Below are 18,891 nucleotides of genomic sequence, written 5' to 3'. Positions count from 1 at the left end.
GTGGCGCATAACGGCAGCTCAGGGCGGTCTCTGTTGCAAACTGGCAACGTGAAAGACATCCGGGCGCGGGCGGGCGAACCGACGGAGACGGCGGACCTCGGGGCGGACTCGTGGGCGCTGGCCCTGACGCCCCGGCTCGCGCAGTTCGCCGCTGTCGCACGCCACGAGCACGTCACGCGCGCCGCCCACGAGTTGGGCATGCCGCAGTCCACCCTCAGCCGCGCCATCGTCCGGCTGGAGGCCGACCTCGGGGTCGCGCTCTTCGCGCGGCACGGCCGGACCCTCTCGCTGACTCCGGCGGGCCGGGCCTTCCTCGCTTCTTCGGAGCGCGCGCTGCTGGACGTCGAGCGCGCCACGGAGTCCGTACGGGCCGACACCGATCCCACCGCGGGCAAGGTGGCCTTCGGCTTCCTGCACACCATGGGCTCCGAGACCGTACCGGGTCTGATCCGCACCTTCCGCGCCGACCACCCCCGGGTGCGCTTCCAGCTCGTCCAGAACTACGGCGAGGCGATGATCGAGCGGCTGCGCGCCGGCGATCTGGACCTGTGCCTGACCTCGCCGGTCCCGGACTATCCGGACCTGGTCGCGCGCCGTCTGGACGAGCAGAAGCTGCGGCTGGTGGTGCCGGACGACCATCCGCTGGCGGCCCGTAAGCGCGTCCGGCTGGCCGAGGCGGCGGGGGAGCTGTTCGTGACCCTGGAGCCGGGGTACGGGCTGCGCCGTATCACCGACGCGCTGTGTGCCGAGGCCGGGTTCACGCCGAAGATCGCGTTCGAGGGGGAGGAGGCCGAGACGCTGCGCGGGCTGGTGGCGGCCGGTCTCGGGGTGGCGTTGCTGCCGCCGCCGGCCGTGCCGCGCCCGGGCGTCGCCGAGCTGACGGTCACGGCCCCGCGCGCGGTCCGCGAGATCGGTCTGGCCTGGATGGACGGCCATCCCGACACGCCTCCGGTGGCGGCGTTCAAGAAGTTCCTGCTGGGGCGGAGGGGGAAGCTGATTCCCCGGTGAGGCGGCAGCCCGCGCGTCACGCCTCGCCCATGTCCTCCGGGTCCCCGTACGTCACGGTCATGAACTCGATGGCGACGGTGCCGCCCGGGTCGAGGACGTACAGCCCGCGGCCGCCCCAGTGGTGGTTGATCTCGCCTTCCTTCCGGCGGTACGGGTCGGCCCAGTAGCGCAGCGACCGCTTCTGGATGCGGCCGAGGATCGCGTCGAACTCGTCGTCGGTGACTAGGAACGCGACATGGCTGCCGTTGAGCGCGGCCGGTGCCACCTGGCTGTCGAGAAAGTCGATGCCGACGCCGTTGGCGGTTTGTACCTGGGTGAACGGGCCCCAGTCGGCGGGGGCGGGGCCGTCCATGAGGTCGCTCAGGAAGGCGGCGGTGGCTTTCTGGTCCTGGCAGTGGACGATCACGTGGTCGAGGGTGTTCGGCACGGGAGCCTCCCCAGTAGTCAGCAGAGCTGACGATTCGTGGGGCTGAGTATAAGGAGGGCTGACTGTTCCGCAAGATGCGGGAAGATGACCGGCGTGAAGCCATCGAAACGCGTCGGCGCGGCGCCGCCCCGGCCCGGAGAGCCGGACGGCGACCTCAGCGCCGACGGGCCGAGGATGCCCGCCGGGATGCTCCGCGGGCCCAGCTTCCTGATGTCCCACGCCGTCCTGCGGATGTGGGGGATGCTGGAGGAGGGGCTGTCCGAGCACGGCATGGTCATGCGCCACCACGGCTTCCTGGTCGTGGTGGCCGAGCTGGGCCCCATCTCCCAGCAGGAGGTCGGCGACATCCTGCGCGCGGACCGTACGACCATGGTCGCCCTCGCGGACGACGCCGAGCGCCGCGGCTGGCTCTCCCGTGACCGCGACCCCGTCGACCGCCGCCGCTACGCGCTCACCCTCACCCCCGAGGGCGAACGGCAGCGGGAACTCGCCGACCGGGTGGTCGACGAGGTGTCGGACCGTTTCTTCGGTCCGCTCGCCGCCGACGAACGGGACGCGCTCTACGAACTGCTGCGGCCCCTCGCGCCACCGGTGCACCCGGGCTCCGCGTCCCTGCGCGGGGCGGCGGACACCGGCGGCCGGTGACTGGGCGGGCCTTGCCGGGCTGGGGCGTGTCAGCTGTCACCAACGTCCCGGGACAACACACCTAGTGCTTGAGCGATTCCCCGAACCCCGACGCCAGCGGCATCCGCAGCCCCAGCGGCGGCGGCGCCGCCAGCGCGTCCGCCACCGGCCGGGCGTACCCGTGGGCGAAGAGCGAGCCCAGCATGAAGTCGGCGGCGAGGGCCAGGACTTCGGCGCGGTGCTGGTGCAGGGAGTGGCCGTCCGAGTGGACCTCGAAGCGGCAGACATCGCGGTTGATCTTCTTGGCGCGCTCCGCGTAGCGGTAGGACAGGTCCGGGTCGGTGCGTTCGTCGTTGGTGCCGTGGATGAGCAGCACCTGGCGGCCGGCCAGCTGTTTCACCGGGACGGAATCGGCGCCCTCCGGACCCAGGTCGGGTATCCAGGGGGCCAGGGCCAGTACGGAGTTGACCGCCGGATGGCCCGCGGCGTGCAGTGCGGCGCGCGCGCCCATGCCCGTACCGACCAGGCAGACCGGCACGTCCCCGTAGCGCCGCACGACCTCCTCCAGCGCCCAGGCCGCGTCCTCCGCCGGGTGGGCCGCCGGACCGTTCCAGCCGCGGCAGCGGTAGTGCACGACATGGGCCACCAGCCCGTCGGGCCGTCCCGCGCGCGCCAGCCGGGCGGCCAGCGGGCGGGCCGCCAGGGTGGACAAGGGGGAGGGGCGCCGGGTGCCGGAAGGGCCGCCCTCCGGCAGTAACAGCGCGACGCCGCACACCGCCCGTCCCGCTCCGGCCGCTCCCCGCGGTTTCCCCAGCCGGGCACCGCGCACCGGCAACGCTTGCTGAGCCATGCCGAAACGATGGCAGACGGCGGCGCGCGGGCCACCCCGTGTACGGGTCACCGTTGCGTATCGTTCGTGAAGTTCTACGCGCGTAGGGGCTACAGTGCCGAGATGACGAGCGAGACCACCACTCTTCCGACCGGCGACCAGATCCGCCGCGCGCCCAAGGTGCTGCTGCACGACCACCTCGACGGTGGCCTGCGCCCCGCCACCATCGTCGAGCTGGCCCGCGAGGTCGGCTACGAGGGCCTGCCCGAGACCGACCCCGAGAAGCTCGGTGTCTGGTTCCGCGAGGCCGCCGACTCCGGTTCGCTGGAACGCTATCTGGAGACCTTCGCGCACACCTGTGCCGTCATGCAGACCCGCGAGGCCCTGACGCGGGTGGCGGCCGAGTGCGCCGAGGACCTGGCCGCCGACGGCGTCGTGTACGCCGAGGTCCGGTACGCGCCCGAGCAGCACCTGGAGAAGGGCCTCAGCCTCGAAGAGGTTGTCGAGGCGGTCAACGAGGGCTTCCGCGAAGGCGAACGGCGGGCCCGCGCGGCCGGTCACCGCATCCGTGTCGGCGCGCTGCTGACCGCCATGCGGCACGCGGCCCGCGCCCTGGAGATCGCCGAACTGGCCAACCGCTACCGCGACCTGGGCGTCGCGGGCTTCGACATCGCGGGCGCCGAGGCCGGCTTCCCGCCCACCCGCCACCTCGACGCGTTCGAGTACCTCAAGCGGGAGAACAACCACTTCACGATCCACGCGGGCGAGGCGTTCGGCCTGCCGTCGATCTGGCAGGCGCTCCAGTGGTGCGGCGCCGACCGGCTCGGCCACGGCGTCCGCATCACCGACGACATGGAGGTCGCCGACGACGGCACGGTGAAGCTGGGCCGGCTCGCCTCGTACGTGCGGGACAAGCGCATCCCGCTGGAGATGTGCCCCACCTCCAACCTCCAGACCGGCGCGGCGGCCTCGTACGCGGAGCACCCGATCGGCCTGCTGCGCCGTCTGCAGTTCCGGCTGACGGTCAACACCGACAACCGCCTGATGGGCGGTACGAGCATGTCCCAGGAATTCGAGCACCTGGCCACGACATTTCGATACACGCTCGACGACATGCAGTGGTTCACCGTCAATGCGATGAAGAGCGCGTTCATTCCTTTCGATGAACGCCTGGCGATGATCAACGATGTCATCAAGCCCGGTTACGCCGAACTGCGGGCCGAGTGGCTGTTCCGGCAGGTGGACGCCGAACCCGCGGTGATCAGCGAGTATCGCTCCGAGTAACCGGAGCGGATACGGGAATTACGGGCGGCCGGGGTGTCAAGCTCCGGCCGTTTTCCGTTCCCGAAGGGTGTTTGCGGCGTGTCGGCGGCGTCACTAGATTTCCGGTCCGGTCGAACTCCCATCACAAGGATGTATTTCCATGAAGCAGGGAACCATCAGGACCCTCGGTGCCGCCGCGCTCGGTGTCGCCTTCGCCGCCACGGCGGCCGGTACGGCCTCCGCCGCCGAGGTGACCGCCGCCGAGGTGACCGGCGCCAACGTCCCGGGCGACGTCGCGGACACGCTGCAGAACAGCCTGCCCGTCCAGGAGACCGCCAAGGGCGTCACCGGCGACCACGGCCACGACTCCGCCCTGAAGACCAACAACAAGGGCAACCTCCTCGGCGGCCTGCCCGCCGGCGGCCTCACCAAGGCGCTCGGCTGAGCCACCGGCTCGGGTTCCGGCTCCGGACCTTGATCCGGCTCCGGTTTCCGGCTCCGGCTCCGATTCCGTCCCGGAGCGGACATGGCCGTGCCTCGGCCCGTACTTGGCGTACGGGCCGGGGCACGGCCATGTCGGTGTGCGCGGCCGGGTGCGCTCTCCCCCTGGCTACCAGGCGGTGCTGCGGGCCTTGTCCTCCGAGGGGATGAACAGCCACATACCCAGGTAGAGCAGGAACTGCGGACCGGGCAGCAGGCACGAGAGAAGGAAGATCACGCGCATCGTGGCGGGCGTGGTGCCGAAGCGCCGCGCCAGTCCCGCGCACACTCCGGCGATCATCCTGTTGTTGCGGGGGCGGACCAGTGCGGCGGCCATGGTTCTCGACTCCTTTACGACCGGGTACGGGGCTGAATGCCCCGATGTCTCAAAGGTAGGTCCGGGAACCTGACAGGGCGTCGGCCTGCGGAGCGATGTGCACCCTGGCCCTCGTGGGGGCCGGCCGGGCGGGGATGTCCTCCTTGCGGCGGAGCCGGCACCGGAACCCTGGTACGACCAGCAGGTGGGCGAGTACGACCCCGGTGGTATTCAGCAGCACCATGTCCACGTCGGGCACCCGGCCGGGCACGCCGGCCTGCAGGAGTTCGATGGCCAGCGAGACCATCGCGCCGGTGAAGACCGTACGCGCCAGCGAACCCAGCGGAGAAACGTTCAGGCGCCCGGCTGCCATCGGCAGCAGAAAGCCCAGCGGCGCCAGCAGCAGCACCGCGCCCCCGAGGCTCTGCACGGCCTCCCACGGGCCGTGCGCCAGCTCCGCGCGGACCGTCGCCAGCGGCCGGAGATTCGCCGCGGGCACCCAGGGCACCGGACGGGGGCGCAGCGTCAGCCAGCCGACGATCAGCAGATGCGCCACGAGGAGGACGGCTCCCGCGGCGCGCATACGGAGGGCGGCGGTACCGCCGCGGCCAAGACCCTGCACACAGGCCAGGACGCGGCTACCGGCGGCCGTGGTTCCGTAAGAGGTCGTGTCCCTGCTCGGCGCCCGCGCCCGCCCGTCAGCCCGGCGGTACCGGAACGTCCGACCCGGCGCTCAGCACACTGTCCGGATGGGCGCGCACATCGGCCGAGCAGGGGTAACGCTGCGGACGGCTGTCGCCGGGCCCGCCCAGCACCGCGGTGTGCGTACGGTCCAGCGCCGAGCTCTCGCCGAACGTGCACACGATCTGGGCGAGCGCGAAGGACGGCAGGTCCTCCGGCCGCGTACTCAGCCGCAGCGTCTTCTCGGGATCGCCCGCGCGCGGCCCGGACAGTTCCAGGTCCTCGGGGACCGCCGTACTGAACCCGGCCTCCTCCTCGACCGCCCCCGGCTGCTCCTGAAGCTCGTCCAGCAGGGCACGGGCCGTCTGGAGACGGTCGGCGGGCTGCTGCTTGGAGTACGACATCGCCCGGTCCACCGAGGCCAGCGCCGAGCTGCACACCAGGTAGACCGTGGCCCGTGAGCCGTCGGGCTGGGCGGGGGCCACCGAACCCGCGGGGACCTTGCAGCTGACGCGGGAGGGCGCGCCCCCGGCGTCGACCGGCACGGACGTACCGCGGATGCCGCAGCTCGCCAGGACCGGCACGAGGGCACCCAGCGCCACGGCGGCCGTCAGCGCGACGGGGAACCGCCCACGGGTGCGCGTACGGGGTCCGGCCGGGGCGGCCGGGGCGCCGAACGGGGTACGGGGCCCGAACGGGGTACGGGTGCGCCACGTCATCGGCCGTCACCGCCTTCCGCGCCGCGGGCCTCCGTGCCGCCGCGCTCCGTGCCTGCCGGACCGCCCTCCGGGCCCGTGCCTTCCGCCGGCTGCCCGGTCCGGCTCTCACCCGGCTGCTCGTCCGGGCCCTCGCCCGGCTGCTCGTCGCCCTGCCCGTCCTCCGGGTCCAAGGTGCCCACCGGCAGCCGCAGGGTGAAGACCGCGCCGCCCTCCGGCGAGTTCGCGGCAGTGATCTCACCGCCGTGGATGTGGGCGTTCTCCAGGGCGATCGACAGGCCCAGACCGCTGCCCTCCGACCGCGGCCGGGACGCGCTCGCCTTGTAGAAGCGGTCGAAGACGTGCGGCAGGACCTCCTCCGGGATGCCCGGCCCGTGGTCCCGTACCCGGATCAGCAGGTCCTCGCCCTCCGGCGTGGACTCGGTCCGTACCGATACCCGGACCGGCGAGCCGCCGTGCTTGAGCGCGTTGCCGATGAGGTTGGCGAGGATGACGTCGAGGCGGCGCGGGTCCAGCCGGGCCACGATGCCGCGCTCGGCGTCCAGCTCGACCGCGTCCAGCCAGGCCCGCGCGTCGATGCACGCGGTCACCTGGTCCGCGACGTCCACCTCGTCCTGCACGAGGCGGGCCGTCCCCGCGTCGAAGCGGGTGACCTCCATCAGGTTCTCCACCAGGTCGTTCAGCCGCCGGGTCTCGCTGACCACCAGCTTCACCGCGGGCGCGATCATCGGGTCGAGGGAGTCCTCCTCTTCCTCCAGCACTTCGGTGACCGCCGTGATCGCCGTCAGCGGCGTACGCAGCTCGTGCGACATGTCGGCGACGAAGCGGCGGGAGGACGCCTCGCGGCCGCTCAGCTCCTCGACCCGCTGTTCCAGCCGCTCGGCGGTGCGGTTGAAGGTGCGGGAGAGGTCGGCGAGTTCGTCGGTGCCGGTCACCCGCAGCCGGGTGTCCAGCCGTCCCTCGCCCAGCTGCCGGGCCGCGTGCCCCAGGCGCTGCACGGGCCGCAGCACGGTGGTCGCGGCGGCCTGCGCGAGCAGCGCCGAGCCGACCAGCGCCAGCGCGGTGGCGATCCCCAGCGACCAGGCCAGCGAGTTGAGGTCCTGCCGCTCGGTGGCCAGCGACTTGAGCATGTAGCCGGTCGGGCCGCCGCCGTTCATCCGGGCCCCGGCGACGAGGTACGGGGTGTCGTGCAGTTCCTTGCGCTGCCAGTACATGTGGTACGGGACGCGGTTGCCGTCGTCCAGCGTCCGCTTCTCGTTGACCGCCGTCTGCAGCGGCTTCGGCACCGTCTTGAGCGTGAACAGGTCCTTGTCGGTGGACGCGACGCACTGCCTGCCGTCGCTGCCCTGCGTGACCAGCAGGACGGCGTAGTTCTGCGGCCCGCCCGCCATCTGCCGTGCCGCGTCGTCCAGCTCCGCGCACCGCGGGCGCAGCGGCAGCGAACGGGTACTGTCCTCCAGCGATTTGCGGAAGTCGTTGAGGGCGGAGTTCTGGGTGCGGTCCAGCACGGTGTTGCGGTTGAGCCAGTACGCGATGCCGGAGGCGGAGACCGCCGCGGTCAGCGCGACCAGCGCGAAGACGAAGACCAGCCGCAGCCGCAGGCTGGTCCAGCGCAGCAGGCCCAGCGCCCGCACACACCGCCGGGCGAAGGACGGCCGCTCCGGCGTGGCGTCGCCGTCACCGGACGCCTCGGCAGCCGTACGGCGTTCCGCACCCGTACGGCCCTCGGACGAGCGCTCCGTCACTGCGGGGTGTCCAGCCGGTAGCCGACACCGCGGACCGTACGGATCAGGGTCGGCGAGGACGGTACGTCCTCCACCTTCGCGCGCAGCCGCTGCACACACGCGTCCACCAGCCGCGAGTCACCGAGGTAGTCGTGCTCCCACACCAGCCGCAGCAGCTGCTGCCGGGACAGCGCCTGCCCGGGGCGGCGGCTCAGCTCCAGCAGCAGGCGCAGCTCGGTGGGGGTCAGCTGGAGATCCTCGCCGTTCTTGGTGACCGTCATGGCCGAGCGGTCGATGACCAGGGAACCGAACGTCGCCGCGTCGTTGGACTCGCGCTCCCCGCGCCGCAGCACGGCCCGGATACGGGCGTCCAGCACCCGCCCCTGCACCGGCTTGACCACATAGTCGTCCGCGCCGGACTCCAGTCCGACCACCACGTCGATGTCGTCGTTGCGCGCGGTCAGCAGGATGATGGGCAACTGGTCCGTACGCCTGATCCGCCGGCATACCTCGAAGCCGTCGATGCCCGGCAGCATCACGTCCAGCACGATCAGGTCCGGGCGCTGCTCGCGCAGCAGCTTCAGGCCGTCCTCGCCCGTCGCCGCGGTCACCACACGGTGACCCTGGCGCGACAGGGAGAGTTCGAGGGCCGTGCGGATGGCGTCGTCGTCCTCGATCAGCAACAGGAAAGGCACACCGGCCATTCTGGCCCATGGGGGACCACGACTTCGACCTGCGCGGTGTCCACGCGGTGTCCGCGCGGCGCGCACACCCCGACCCTCCCGCTGTGACAGGGCTGTGACAGACGGCAGACAGCGTCATGAAACTGCCTTGGCAGGCTCTTCCTCATCACGAACCGAGCAGGGTCTACCGACGGGGGGCGCGCGATGAACACACTGCACAGCACCACTACCAGCGCAGTCATCACGCGTCTGCACGATGTCGGGCGGGCCACCGAGAAGTCCGGTGCCGTGGGCGGGCGGGGGTGCGCTCGCGGCACCGGACGTCATCGCATTCCTTACATGGTCGCGATCGACGCGATGACGCAGCACGACGGGGGACACGGGGGGACCGACGGGGGCAACGGTGGTTCCGCCGGGGCGCCGGCGTACAGGGAAGGCACGGGGGAACGGCGCACCGCGTCGCAGGCGGAGGAAACGGGGGACGCCGCCGCGGCGTTCACCGCCTACGTCCAGGAGCGCCGCGCTTCCCTGTACGCCACCGCCTACCACCTGACCGGTGACCGCTTCGAGGCCGAGGACCTGCTGCAGAGCGCGCTGTTCTCGACCTACCGGGCCTGGGACCGGATCAGTGACAAGGCGGCGCTGGGCGGTTACCTGCGCCGCACGATGACCAATCTGCACATCAGCGCGTGGCGCCGCCGCAAGCTGAACGAGTACCCGACCGAGGAGCTGCCGGAGACGGCCGGGGACGCGGACGCGATGCGCGGCACGGAGCTGCGCGCGGTGCTGTGGCAGGCGCTGGCCCGGCTGCCCGAGACGCAGCGCACGATGCTGGTGCTGCGGTACTACGAGGGCCGTACGGACCCGGAGATCGCGGACATCCTCAACATCAGTGTCGGCACGGTGAAGTCCAGCATCTGGCGCTCCCTGCGCCGGCTGCGCGAGGACGAGGTCCTCAGCTTCGGCCGTGACGAGCAGGAGTCCTTCGGCGAGCTGGTGGCCTGAGGGCGGGGAAAAAGGGGGGAACCCGAGGGGGAATCGGGGGACACGGGGGATATGGGGGGATGAGGAGCGGGTTCGGCCGGCCGGGGGGTACGGCGCGAATCCGCTCCTTCGCCGTGCGGGCCCGCGTGGTGCGGACCCGTATCGTGCGGGTTTTGACGTTCAGGCGCAGACTTCCGCGGGGTTCGCGCCGGTGTGACCGGGGTGACCGGCCGCCGCGCCCGCGTCGCGGGCCGCCGCAATCCGCGCCAGCACCTCCGCCTTCGCGCACGGATGGGCGCCCAGCGCGGCGTGCCGGGCGACGATCGCGCGCTCGGCGCGCATCAGGCGCAGTCCGCGCCGCAGCAGGTACACGACCGGCTTGCGGGCCTCGCGCAGGTCGCGGGCCAGCCGCCGCCGGAACGTCGTGGCGGGGCGGCCGCGCAGACACAGCGCGTCGGCCAGCAGACCCGCCGTACGGCACTGCTCGACGATGTCCGCGGCGAAGATGCCCTCCGCGACGAACAGGAGTGCCTCGCCCCGCTCCAGAACCGTTTCACCGACCCGCGCGCTGGCGGCGATGTCGTACACCGGCACGGCCGTACGCCCCGTACGGCACAGCTCCGCGATCGCGGTGACGGCGGCGCCGGCGTCCCATGACAGCGGTGAGTCCCAGTCGGCGCCGCCGCCGTCGGGGAGCTGCGGCAGCGTCGGGTCCGTGGCCTCCTTGTAGAAGTCGTCGAGATTGAGGACGGGCAGGCCGGTGCGGGCGGCGAGGGACGACTTGCCGGAGCCGGAGGGGCCGGTCAGCAGGACGACCCGGGCGGCGGGCGGCCGGGCGGAGGAGTCTGGGCTCACGGGAAGCCATTGTCGCGCATTGGGCCGTGCGGGTTACCGGACGCGCGCTCGCTGGAACGCTCCGGCATCACTCAACTACGCTTCGCAATCGTTCGATTACTCAATCATTTCCTTCGCGACGCACAGGCAGGTGGCACATGGCCTCTCACGCACGACCCAGGCACCGGCGCCGCGCACCGCGCGCTCCGGCGCGCGCCGGGCTGGCGCTCTCGGTGGCCGGGGCGGCCCTCGCGATGGCCGGTGCGGCACCGGCGGGCGCGGCGTCCGGCCACGACAGTGACCTGGACATCAAGGCGGCCGGTACGGCGGCGGGGGGCGCGTTGCTGCACTCCCTCGCGGGCGGTGTCGGCCCGGTCAAGAACCTCAAACTGGACCCGCTGGCCGGCACCGCGGCGGACCCGCTGACCAACAAGATCGGTACCCAGATCGCCGACTTCAAGCCGCTGACCACGGGTGTCGTGACGGATCCGATCGCGCGCGGCGGCGCGCTGGGGGACATGCCGGTCACGGAGAAGGTCATGGGGCTGCTGCCCGGTTGAGGGCACCGGATGTGCGGCGGAACGCGCACCGCCCGCCTGCCTGGACGGCGGAACGCGAACGCCCGCCCTCACGGACGGGTGAGGGCGGGCGGCGGCGTGTGCCCGCGGGCGCGGACGCTCGCGGGCCGGGGGATCAGACCCCCATCGGGTGCCAGACGGTCTTCGTCTCCAGGAAGGCCAGCATCCGTTCCGTACCGGGGTCGGCGCTCCAGTCGACGGCGGAACCGTCCACAGCCTGTGGGCGCAGGACGCGCTTGAGGTTGTCGGCCGCGGCCGTCTCCAGCGCCTTGACCAGCTCCGCGTCGGCCGCGGCGCCCGCCAGGTCGATCGCGTTGACGTCCTGGTGCGCGGCGAGCGGCCCGCCCAGTTCGTTGACGCGCCCGGACAGCACGTTGACCACGCCGCCCGGCAGGTCGGAGGTGGCCAGCACCTCGCCCAGCGACAGCGCGGGCAGCGGGGACTTCTCGCCGGTGACGACCACGACCGTGTTGCCGGTGACGATCGCCGGGGCGATCACCGAGACCAGGCCGAGGAACGACGACTCCTGCGGCGCCAGCACGGCCACCACGCCGGTCGGCTCCGGGGAGGACAGGTTGAAGTACGGCCCGGCGACCGGGTTCGCGGAGCTCGCGATCTGGGCGATCTTGTCGGACCAGCCCGCGTACCAGACCCAGCGGTCGATCGCCGCGTCCATCTGCGCCGCGGCCTTGGCCTTGGACAGGCCCTCGGCGTCGGCGACCTCCGCGGCGAACTGCTCGCGGCGGCCCTCCAGCATCTCGGCGACGCGGTAGAGGATCTGGCCGCGGTTGTACGCGGTCGCGCCGGACCAGCCGCCGAACGCCTTGCGGGCCGCGACCACGGCGTCCCTGGCGTCCTTGCGGGACGACAGCGGCGCGTTGGCGAGCCAGTTGCCCTTCGAGTCGGTCACCTCGTACACCCGTCCGCTCTCGGACCGGGGGAACTTGCCCCCGACGTACAGCTTGTAGGTCTTGAGCACGCTCAAGCGATCAGACATCGAGGTATGCCTCCAGACCGTGCCGGCCGCCCTCGCGGCCGAAGCCCGACTCCTTGTAGCCGCCGAACGGCGAGGCCGGGTCGAACTTGTTGAACGTGTTGGACCAGACGATGCCCGCCCGGAGCTGGTTCGCCATCCACAGGATGCGCGAGCCCTTCTCCGTCCAGACGCCCGCCGACAGCCCGTACGGGGTGTTGTTGGCCTTGGCGACGGCCTCTTCCGGCGTACGGAAGGTGAGCACCGACAGCACCGGCCCGAAGATCTCCTCCTGGGCGATGCGGTGGGCCTGGGTGACACCGGTGAACAGCGTCGGCGCGAACCAGTACCCCGCGTCGGGCAGTTCGCAGGCCGGGGCCCAGCGCTCGGCGCCCTCGGACTCGCCCGCGTCGGCCAGCTCCGTGATACGGGCCAGTTGCTCGGCGGAGTTGATCGCGCCGATGTCGGTGTTCTTGTCCAGCGGGTCGCCGACGCGCAGTGTGCTCATCCGGCGCTTGAGCGCCGCCAGCAGCTCGTCCTGCACGGACTCCTGCACCAGCAGGCGCGAGCCCGCGCAGCAGACGTGGCCCTGGTTGAAGAAGATGCCGTTGACGATGCCCTCGACGGCCTGGTCGATCGGCGCGTCGTCGAAGACGATGTTCGCGGCCTTGCCGCCCAGCTCCAGGGTGAGCTTTTTGTCCGTACCGGCGACGGTGCGGGCGATGGCCTTGCCGACCTCGGTCGAGCCGGTGAAGGCGACCTTGTTGACGTCGGGGTGCGCGACCAGCGCGGCACCGGTCGAGCCGTCACCGGTGAGGATGTTGACGACACCCTTCGGCAGGCCCGCCTGGCGGCAGATGTCCGCGAAGAACAGCGCGGACAGCGGCGTGGTCTCGGCGGGCTTGAGGACGACGGTGTTGCCGCAGGCCAGCGCCGGGGCGATCTTCCACGCCAGCATCAGCAGCGGGAAGTTCCACGGGATGACCTGGCCGGCCACGCCCAGCGGACGGGGGTTCGCGCCGTAACCGGCGTGCCCCAGCTTGTCCGCCCAGCCCGCGTAGTAGAAGAAGTGCGCGGCGACCAGCGGCAGGTCCGAGTCGCGGGACTCACGGATCGGCTTGCCGTTGTCCAGCGACTCCAGCACGGCCAGCTCGCGGGAGCGCTCCTGGATGAGGCGGGCGATGCGGAACAGGTACTTGGCGCGCTCGGCGCCGGGCAGCGCCGACCACTTCTCGAACGCCTTGCGGGCGGCCTTGACGGCGCGCTCCACGTCCTCGGAGCCGGCCTGCGCGACCTCGGAGAGAACCTCCTCGTTCGCGGGCGAGACGGTCTTGAAGACCTTGCCGCCGGCGGCCTCGGTGAACTCACCGTCGATGAACAGGCCGTACGACGGCGCGATGTCGACGACGGCGCGCGACTCGGGCGCCGGTGCGTATTCGAATGCTGAGCTCATCGGTTCAGTCCACCGTGACGTAGTCGGGGCCGGAGTAGCGGCCGGTGCTGAGCTTCTGGCGCTGCATCAGCAGGTCGTTGAGCAGGCTGGAGGCGCCGAAGCGGAACCAGTCCGCGGTCAGCCACTGGTCGCCCAGCGTCTCGTTGACCATGACCAGGTACTTCATCGCGTCCTTGGTCGTACGGATGCCGCCGGCCGGCTTCACGCCGACCTGTACCCCGGTCGCCGCGTGGAAGTCGCGGACGGCCTCCAGCATCAGCAGGGTCACCGGCGGGGTGGCGTTGACCGCGACCTTGCCGGTCGAGGTCTTGATGAAGTCGGCGCCCGCGAGCATCGCGAGCCAGGAGACCCGGCGCACGTTGTCGTACGTCTGCAGCTCGCCGGTCTCGAAGATCACCTTCAGGTGGGCGTACGAGCCGTCCTCGCGGCGGCACGCCTCCTTGACCTGCTGGATCTCCTCGAAGACGGACATGTGGCGGCCGGACAGGAAGGCGCCGCGGTCGATCACCATGTCGATCTCGTCGGCGCCGGCCGCGACCGCGTCACGGGTGTCGGCCAGCTTGACCGGCAGTGCGGCGCGCCCCGCCGGGAAGGCGGTGGCGACGGAGGCGACGTGGATGCCGGAGCCGGTCAGGGCCTCCTTGGCGGTCGCCACCATGTCGGGGTAGACGCAGATCGCGGCGACCTTGGGGGTGCCGCGGTCGGTGGGATCGGGGTTGATCCCCTTGGCGCACAGGGCCCGGACCTTGCCCGGGGTGTCCGCTCCTTCGAGCGTCGTCAGGTCGATCATCGAGATGGCGAGATCGATGGCGTACGCCTTCGCCGTGGTCTTGATCGAGCGGGTGCCGAGGGTCGCGGCGCGGGCCTGGAGGCCGACCGCGTCGACGCCCGGGAGGCCGTGCAGGAAGCGGCGCAGCGCACCGTCGGAAGCGGTCACGTCCGCCATCGACGCCAGACGCCCCGCGGCTTCCTTGCCGTATGCGGGAACAGTGGTGGGCATGGTCACGAGGGGAGCATATCTACGCGCGTAGCTGCATGTCACCCCCCTGGGGACGGATACCGGCGCGGCGGCCGTCCGGCCGGGCTCGCGTACACCGTTCGCGACGGATGCGCGGAGGCCCGTGTAACAACTGCGCGGGATCCGTGTGACCGTTGTTCGAGGCCTGTGTGACCGCTGTGCGCAGGCACTCTGTAACAGGTGCCCGGGGGAGTGATGGGCTTCTGTGCGGCGACCGTTACACAACAGCGGACGGGCCGTCACGGCTGTCACCTAGCTTTGTTGTTGCCGCACCGCACCGCAGCACTTTTCCGGCCCTCCGCAATGAAGGGCGGCGGATGTGGTCACGTCGCCGCACGACCGACCATCCCCGGGGGTCCCCATGACCGCACAGTCCGCCCGCCGCACGCTGCGCGCCGCCGTCGCGTCCGCGGCGCTGGGAGCCGCCGTTCTCGGTTCCGCCTCCGGGGCCTTCGCCGCCACGCCCGCCGCACCTGTCGCGTCCGCCACGGCGGTGTCCGCCCAGCCCGCCGCCGACGGCGCCGGCCGCTACGAGGGCAAGCCGGTCGCCATCGGCAACGGCCTGGTGGCCGTGTTGCGCAACGTGCCCTCCGCGGGCGGCCCCGAGGCATGGATCCGTTACGTCGGTCCGCAGTGGAAGCCGGGCGACTGGTACCTGGTCCGGGTGCTCGGCCTGCTCGACCGCGAGCACCCGAGTGCGCGGGTCAAGGGCCTGTCCCTGCGGCTGACCGGCCTCTCGGGCACGTCGCCGAAGCTGCACGTCAGCGGCGGTACAGGTGGCGCGAAGACCTACGGGCTGCCGAAGTCCGCGGCGCCCGCCACCGGCGGCAAGACGACCGGTGCCGAGGTGACCGGCGGCAAGTCGACCGGCGAGGGCGGCAGGCAGCAGGCGGGCCAGGCCACCGCGCACCAGCTCGGCAAGGGCGGCACGGCCCCCGGCGGCCGCAAGAACTGCACCGTCACCCGACGCGTGGCCATCGGCGGCGGCACCCTCGCCGTACTGACCCGCGGCCCCCAGGGACCGGCGGCGACCTTCGAGGACGGCCCGGGCAAGGCCGTGCCGCACGCCTCCCTCGACCGTAAGCACCCGACCCTCGCCCGCTTCGGCGCGAAGATCGTCGACCCGTACGGCGCCCGCCCCAAGCTCCACTTCAAGATGCAGGGCGGCAGCTACCCGATCGGCACCGCCAACTTCCCGGCCCTGCCCAAGGGCTGCGCCCCGGCCGCCCAGCCCGCCAAGGGCAGCGCGGCAGCCAAGACGCCCGGCGCCAAGCCGGCGGGCAGCAAGAGCACCGGCGTCGTCGGCGCGCAGGCGACGCCGACCGGCAGCCAGAACCCGGCCGGCAGCCAGGCCGGCAACCAGACCAAGGTCCTGCCCAAGGGCGCCGTGGCCGCCGGTTACGAGGGCGCGGAGGGCCCGGACACCACCCCGCTGTTCGCCGTGGGCGGCGCGTTCGCCGCGATGGGTGCGGCCGGTGTGGCCTTCGCGGTGCGCCGCCGCCGGCAGTCCGAGGGAGCCGGGTGCTGAGCCGACGCCCTGACCGGCGTCGGCCGGACCGCCTGCTGACGGCGGCCTGCCTGCTCCTCCTCGTGGCCGGCGGCGTACTGATCATCCGGGGCGTGCTGGACGGTGGCGCCTCCGGCGCGGCGCCGCCGGTGCACGTCGCGAATGTCGGCGCGCCGGCCGCGAGCCCCCGCCCATCTGCGCCTGCCGCCCTGCCCGCCTCCCGGCCGGTACGCGTCCGCATACCGGCCGCGGGCGTGCACACCGGCCCGGTCCTCGGCCTGGGGCTGGCCGCCGACGGCACGGTCCAGGTGCCGTCCGTGGCGCAGGCCGGCCGGATCGGCTGGTACGACGGGGGCGTCACCCCCGGCGAGACCGGCCCCGCCGTCCTCATCGGGCACTACGACACCGTCGACGGCCCCGCCGTACTGCGCGACGTCGGCCGCATCCGGCCCGGCGACAAGATCTACGTCGACCGGGCGGACGGCCGGACCGCGGTCTTCGCCGTCCGGGAGCTCCAGCAGGTCGACAAGAAGGCGTTCCCCACGCAGCGGGTCTACGGCGACACCGACCGGCCCGAGCTGCGCCTGGTGACCTGCGGCGGCGGCCTGGTGGACGGCCACCGGCCGGACAACATCGTGGTCTATGCCGACCTGGTGGCGGCCTGAGACGGTCCGCCGGGCGCGCGGGCGGCCGGGCGTACGAATGATGCCGTAACGCAATGTCCGGGTTCCGGACGCTCAGGCAGAATCGGCAGCATGACGAGCCCGGAACAGTCCTCCACGCCGCAGGAGCAGTACGCGGACCGCAGCTACCGCTCGCCCGCGGCCCTCGCCGGCGGGGTGCTGCTCCTCGCGCTGGCCGCCTGGCTCGGCGGTGACGCGCTGGTGCGCGGCACGGCGCACACCAAGCTGACGGCGGCGGCCGGGCTGTTGTTCGTGGTGCCGCTGGTGGTCGCCTTCACGCTGCGCCCGATGGTGCGGGCGGGCGCGGACCGGCTGGTGGTGCGCAATCCGTTCCGTACGATCACGCTGCCCTGGGCGGCGGTCGCGAGCCTGCGGGCGTCGTTCTCCAGCGAGGTCTTCACGGAGGACGGTACGAAGTACCAGCTCTGGTCGATCCCGGTGTCGCTGCGGCAGCGCAAGAAGGCGAACCGGCGCGCGCAGCGCGCCGGGGCGGGACCGGCGCGCGGCCGCCATGACGCGCCCCTGGGGTCCGGCCCGGAAGCGGGCGTGCCGCGGGCCACCGCCGACCGTTCGCTCGACGAACTGCGGGAGCTCCAGGAGCGGGGCGCCAAGCGGGAGGGTGCGCAGGGCGCGCCGGTGGTGAAGTGGGCGTACGAGGTGCTGGCGCCGTGCGCGGTGGGCGCGGTGGCGCTGGTGGTGCTCGTGGCGTTGTAGGCGCGGTGGCCCGTTACGGCGGGCCACGACGTACGGCGTTATGCAGTCAAGGCGGGTCGCGCACGCCAGCGGCATGCCGTCACGGCGGGCCCCCGTACACCAGCGTCATGTACGCGCCGAAGTACGCCGAGCCCAGCGCCGCCGCCGACAGGGACAGCACGGCGACGCGGCGGCGCGCGCGGGCCATCGCCAGGGCCAGCGGGAGCAGCAGTGGGAAACCGGGCAGCAGAAAGCGGGCCCGGGGGAAGAAGACACCGCCGCTGCCCAGGACGATCAGCAGCAGGACACCGCTGAACACCAGCAGCGGCAGGGGCTGCCGGTCACATGCGCACAGCAGGAACAGCGCCACCGACACGATCAGCACCAGCGACACCACGACCAGGAACAGCTGTGGGTGCGAGGGGTAGATCAAAAGGTTGCGCAGCGTACGCAGCGTCTCCTTGCCACCGTCCCACTGGTTCCGCCACTGCCGCTGGACCGCGAAGTACCCGTCGGCGCGCCCGAGGCGCAGGCCCACCCACCCGACGTACGCGAGCCAGCCGAGCGGCGCCAGCAACGCGCCGAGGACGATCCGGCGTACGCGGGCGGGGTCCGGGGTCGTGGGCTCCGGGGCGCGCGGCGTAGTTGACGCGGTCTCTGGAACGGTGGCGGTACGGCGCAGGCGCCACAGCGCGACGGCGGCGGCGACGCAGACCGCCGCGACGAGCGCGAGACCGGTGGGGCGGGTGAGGCCGGCGAGCAGGCAGAGGGCGCCGGCCGCGACCCAGCGGTCGGCCAGCACGGCGTACAGCGACCAGGCGACCAGCGCGGTGAACAGCGACTCCGTATAGCCCATCCACTGGACGGCGGCGACCGGCGTGGCCCCCCACAGCACGGCCAGCACGGTGCCGACCCGGGCCCCGTACAGCCGCTCGCCCACCGCGAAGATCCCCCAGGCCGCCAGCAGCGCACAGCCGGCCGCGACGACCAGCCCCACGGACGCGCGGGAGCCGGGCGTCACCCCCGCGACGGCCTTCACCACCACCGGGTACAGCGGGAAGAAGGCCAGGTCGCTCTCGTTGAAACCGTTCTCGTCGAACGCGTACGAGTAGCCGTGGTCCGCGATGCCCAGGTACCAGCGGGAATCCCACCGGTCGGCCAGCAGCGGCCACAGGCCGCGGTGCCGGAGGTGCGCCCACTTCATCAGCACGAGCGTGCCCAGCAGCCGTACGGCGGTGTACCCGAGGAGCGCGGGCCCGGCGCGCCGCAGCAGGCTCCCGGCCGCACGCGTGGCGGGGCCGCGGGAAGCGGGGTCCGCCGCCGGTGCGGCGGCGGTGGCGGCGGCCGTGCGGGACGCGGTCGGGAACACTGCGGCAACTCCTGGACGGCCCGGGCAGGTTGTCGGACCAGATCAGGG

At 72.5% G+C, this 18,891-nt stretch carries 21 protein-coding genes; 9 read left to right on the top strand and 12 right to left on the bottom strand.

Annotated elements, in window-relative coordinates:
- The gene (locus ACZ53K_RS01770; RefSeq protein ID WP_468830585.1) at positions 1 to 1,008 is read left to right on the top strand and encodes a LysR family transcriptional regulator; all 1,008 of its coding nucleotides are present in this window, start codon (positions 1 to 3) and stop codon (positions 1,006 to 1,008) included.
- 16 nt (positions 1,009 to 1,024) lie between these two features.
- Here the strand turns inward: ACZ53K_RS01770 and ACZ53K_RS01765 are convergent, their stop codons facing one another.
- Positions 1,025 to 1,435, bottom strand: a complete 411-nt coding sequence (locus ACZ53K_RS01765; protein ID WP_468830583.1) for a VOC family protein — start codon at positions 1,433 to 1,435, stop codon at positions 1,025 to 1,027.
- Positions 1,436 to 1,528: 93 nt separating this feature from the next.
- Between ACZ53K_RS01765 and ACZ53K_RS01760 the strand changes: the two genes are divergently transcribed.
- A complete protein-coding gene (locus ACZ53K_RS01760; RefSeq protein WP_468830581.1) occupies positions 1,529 to 2,080 on the top strand; it encodes a MarR family winged helix-turn-helix transcriptional regulator in 552 nt (183 codons plus the stop codon).
- Between the two features lie 61 nt (positions 2,081 to 2,141).
- Here the strand turns inward: ACZ53K_RS01760 and ACZ53K_RS01755 are convergent, their stop codons facing one another.
- Positions 2,142 to 2,909: an alpha/beta hydrolase gene (locus tag ACZ53K_RS01755; RefSeq protein ID WP_468830579.1), complete on the bottom strand. Its 768-nt coding sequence runs from the start codon at positions 2,907 to 2,909 to the stop codon at positions 2,142 to 2,144.
- Positions 2,910 to 3,011: 102 nt separating this feature from the next.
- Between ACZ53K_RS01755 and ACZ53K_RS01750 the strand changes: the two genes are divergently transcribed.
- Together ACZ53K_RS01750 and ACZ53K_RS01745 are read left to right on the top strand one after the other, a co-directional pair.
- Positions 3,012 to 4,172, top strand: coding sequence for an adenosine deaminase (locus tag ACZ53K_RS01750; protein WP_468830577.1), 1,161 nt, complete (start codon positions 3,012 to 3,014; stop codon positions 4,170 to 4,172).
- A gap of 139 nt (positions 4,173 to 4,311) precedes the next feature.
- Positions 4,312 to 4,596 carry a hypothetical protein gene (locus ACZ53K_RS01745; RefSeq protein WP_468830575.1) on the top strand — a complete coding sequence of 95 codons (285 nt, stop codon included), beginning with the start codon at positions 4,312 to 4,314 and terminating at the stop codon, positions 4,594 to 4,596.
- 165 nt (positions 4,597 to 4,761) lie between these two features.
- Here the strand turns inward: ACZ53K_RS01745 and ACZ53K_RS01740 are convergent, their stop codons facing one another.
- The 5 genes from ACZ53K_RS01740 to afsQ1 all read right to left on the bottom strand — a co-directional run bounded on the left by ACZ53K_RS01740 (position 4,762) and on the right by afsQ1 (position 8,763).
- The gene (locus tag ACZ53K_RS01740) at positions 4,762 to 4,968 is read right to left on the bottom strand and encodes a PspC domain-containing protein (protein ID WP_468830573.1); all 207 of its coding nucleotides are present in this window, start codon (positions 4,966 to 4,968) and stop codon (positions 4,762 to 4,764) included.
- 49 nt (positions 4,969 to 5,017) lie between these two features.
- On the bottom strand, positions 5,018 to 5,530 hold the full coding sequence (locus tag ACZ53K_RS01735; protein ID WP_468830571.1) for a VanZ family protein: 513 nt from the start codon (positions 5,528 to 5,530) through the stop codon (positions 5,018 to 5,020).
- A 115-nt stretch (positions 5,531 to 5,645) separates the two neighbouring features.
- Entirely contained in the window at positions 5,646 to 6,347 is a 702-nt protein-coding gene (locus ACZ53K_RS01730; protein ID WP_468830569.1) for a hypothetical protein, read from the bottom strand.
- On the bottom strand, positions 6,344 to 7,978 hold the full coding sequence (locus tag ACZ53K_RS01725; protein WP_468830813.1) for an ATP-binding protein: 1,635 nt from the start codon (positions 7,976 to 7,978) through the stop codon (positions 6,344 to 6,346). The genes ACZ53K_RS01730 and ACZ53K_RS01725 overlap by 4 nt, the downstream gene beginning before the upstream one ends.
- Before the next feature lie 107 nt (positions 7,979 to 8,085).
- Positions 8,086 to 8,763 carry a two-component system response regulator AfsQ1 gene (afsQ1, locus tag ACZ53K_RS01720; protein WP_004571966.1) on the bottom strand — a complete coding sequence of 226 codons (678 nt, stop codon included), beginning with the start codon at positions 8,761 to 8,763 and terminating at the stop codon, positions 8,086 to 8,088.
- Positions 8,764 to 8,955: 192 nt separating this feature from the next.
- On the opposite strand from afsQ1, the gene ACZ53K_RS01715 reads away from it, so the two are divergent.
- Entirely contained in the window at positions 8,956 to 9,756 is an 801-nt protein-coding gene (locus ACZ53K_RS01715) for a SigE family RNA polymerase sigma factor (RefSeq protein WP_468830567.1), read from the top strand.
- 159 nt (positions 9,757 to 9,915) lie between these two features.
- Here the strand turns inward: ACZ53K_RS01715 and ACZ53K_RS01710 are convergent, their stop codons facing one another.
- Positions 9,916 to 10,590 (bottom strand): uridine kinase family protein, encoded by a 675-nt coding sequence (locus ACZ53K_RS01710; protein WP_468830565.1) that lies wholly within the window; start codon positions 10,588 to 10,590, stop codon positions 9,916 to 9,918.
- Positions 10,591 to 10,727: 137 nt separating this feature from the next.
- On the opposite strand from ACZ53K_RS01710, the gene ACZ53K_RS01705 reads away from it, so the two are divergent.
- Positions 10,728 to 11,129, top strand: a complete 402-nt coding sequence (locus ACZ53K_RS01705; protein WP_468830563.1) for a hypothetical protein — start codon at positions 10,728 to 10,730, stop codon at positions 11,127 to 11,129.
- A 133-nt stretch (positions 11,130 to 11,262) separates the two neighbouring features.
- On the opposite strand, the gene ACZ53K_RS01700 is transcribed toward ACZ53K_RS01705, so the two are convergent.
- The 3 genes from ACZ53K_RS01700 to deoC are packed head-to-tail and all read right to left on the bottom strand — an operon-like array spanning position 11,263 to position 14,573.
- A complete protein-coding gene (locus ACZ53K_RS01700) occupies positions 11,263 to 12,144 on the bottom strand; it encodes an aldehyde dehydrogenase family protein (RefSeq protein ID WP_468830561.1) in 882 nt (293 codons plus the stop codon).
- Complete coding sequence (locus ACZ53K_RS01695) at positions 12,137 to 13,573, bottom strand: aldehyde dehydrogenase family protein (RefSeq protein WP_468830559.1); 1,437 nt, start codon at positions 13,571 to 13,573, stop codon at positions 12,137 to 12,139. Before ACZ53K_RS01695 ends, ACZ53K_RS01700 begins: the two co-directional genes overlap by 8 nt.
- 4 nt (positions 13,574 to 13,577) lie before the next feature.
- Positions 13,578 to 14,573, bottom strand: a complete 996-nt coding sequence (gene deoC / locus ACZ53K_RS01690; protein WP_468830810.1) for a deoxyribose-phosphate aldolase — start codon at positions 14,571 to 14,573, stop codon at positions 13,578 to 13,580.
- Positions 14,574 to 14,952: 379 nt separating this feature from the next.
- Here deoC and ACZ53K_RS01685 point away from each other — a divergent pair, with 379 nt between their 5' ends.
- The 3 genes from ACZ53K_RS01685 (at position 14,953) to ACZ53K_RS01675 (ending at position 17,495) form a co-directional block, all read left to right on the top strand.
- Positions 14,953 to 16,119 carry a hypothetical protein gene (locus ACZ53K_RS01685; protein ID WP_468830557.1) on the top strand — a complete coding sequence of 389 codons (1,167 nt, stop codon included), beginning with the start codon at positions 14,953 to 14,955 and terminating at the stop codon, positions 16,117 to 16,119.
- Entirely contained in the window at positions 16,116 to 16,763 is a 648-nt protein-coding gene (locus tag ACZ53K_RS01680; protein ID WP_468830806.1) for a class F sortase, read from the top strand. Before ACZ53K_RS01685 ends, ACZ53K_RS01680 begins: the two co-directional genes overlap by 4 nt.
- A 90-nt stretch (positions 16,764 to 16,853) precedes the next feature.
- Positions 16,854 to 17,495: a PH domain-containing protein gene (locus tag ACZ53K_RS01675; RefSeq protein ID WP_468830555.1), complete on the top strand. Its 642-nt coding sequence runs from the start codon at positions 16,854 to 16,856 to the stop codon at positions 17,493 to 17,495.
- 79 nt (positions 17,496 to 17,574) lie between these two features.
- Here the strand turns inward: ACZ53K_RS01675 and ACZ53K_RS01670 are convergent, their stop codons facing one another.
- Entirely contained in the window at positions 17,575 to 18,843 is a 1,269-nt protein-coding gene (locus ACZ53K_RS01670; protein ID WP_468830553.1) for a hypothetical protein, read from the bottom strand.
- Positions 18,844 to 18,891: the final 48 nt, after the last annotated feature.

The sequence above is a fragment of the Streptomyces sp. NPDC033221 genome (genome assembly GCF_055577005.1).
This window is presented reverse-complemented; position numbering and strand designations above follow the sequence as displayed.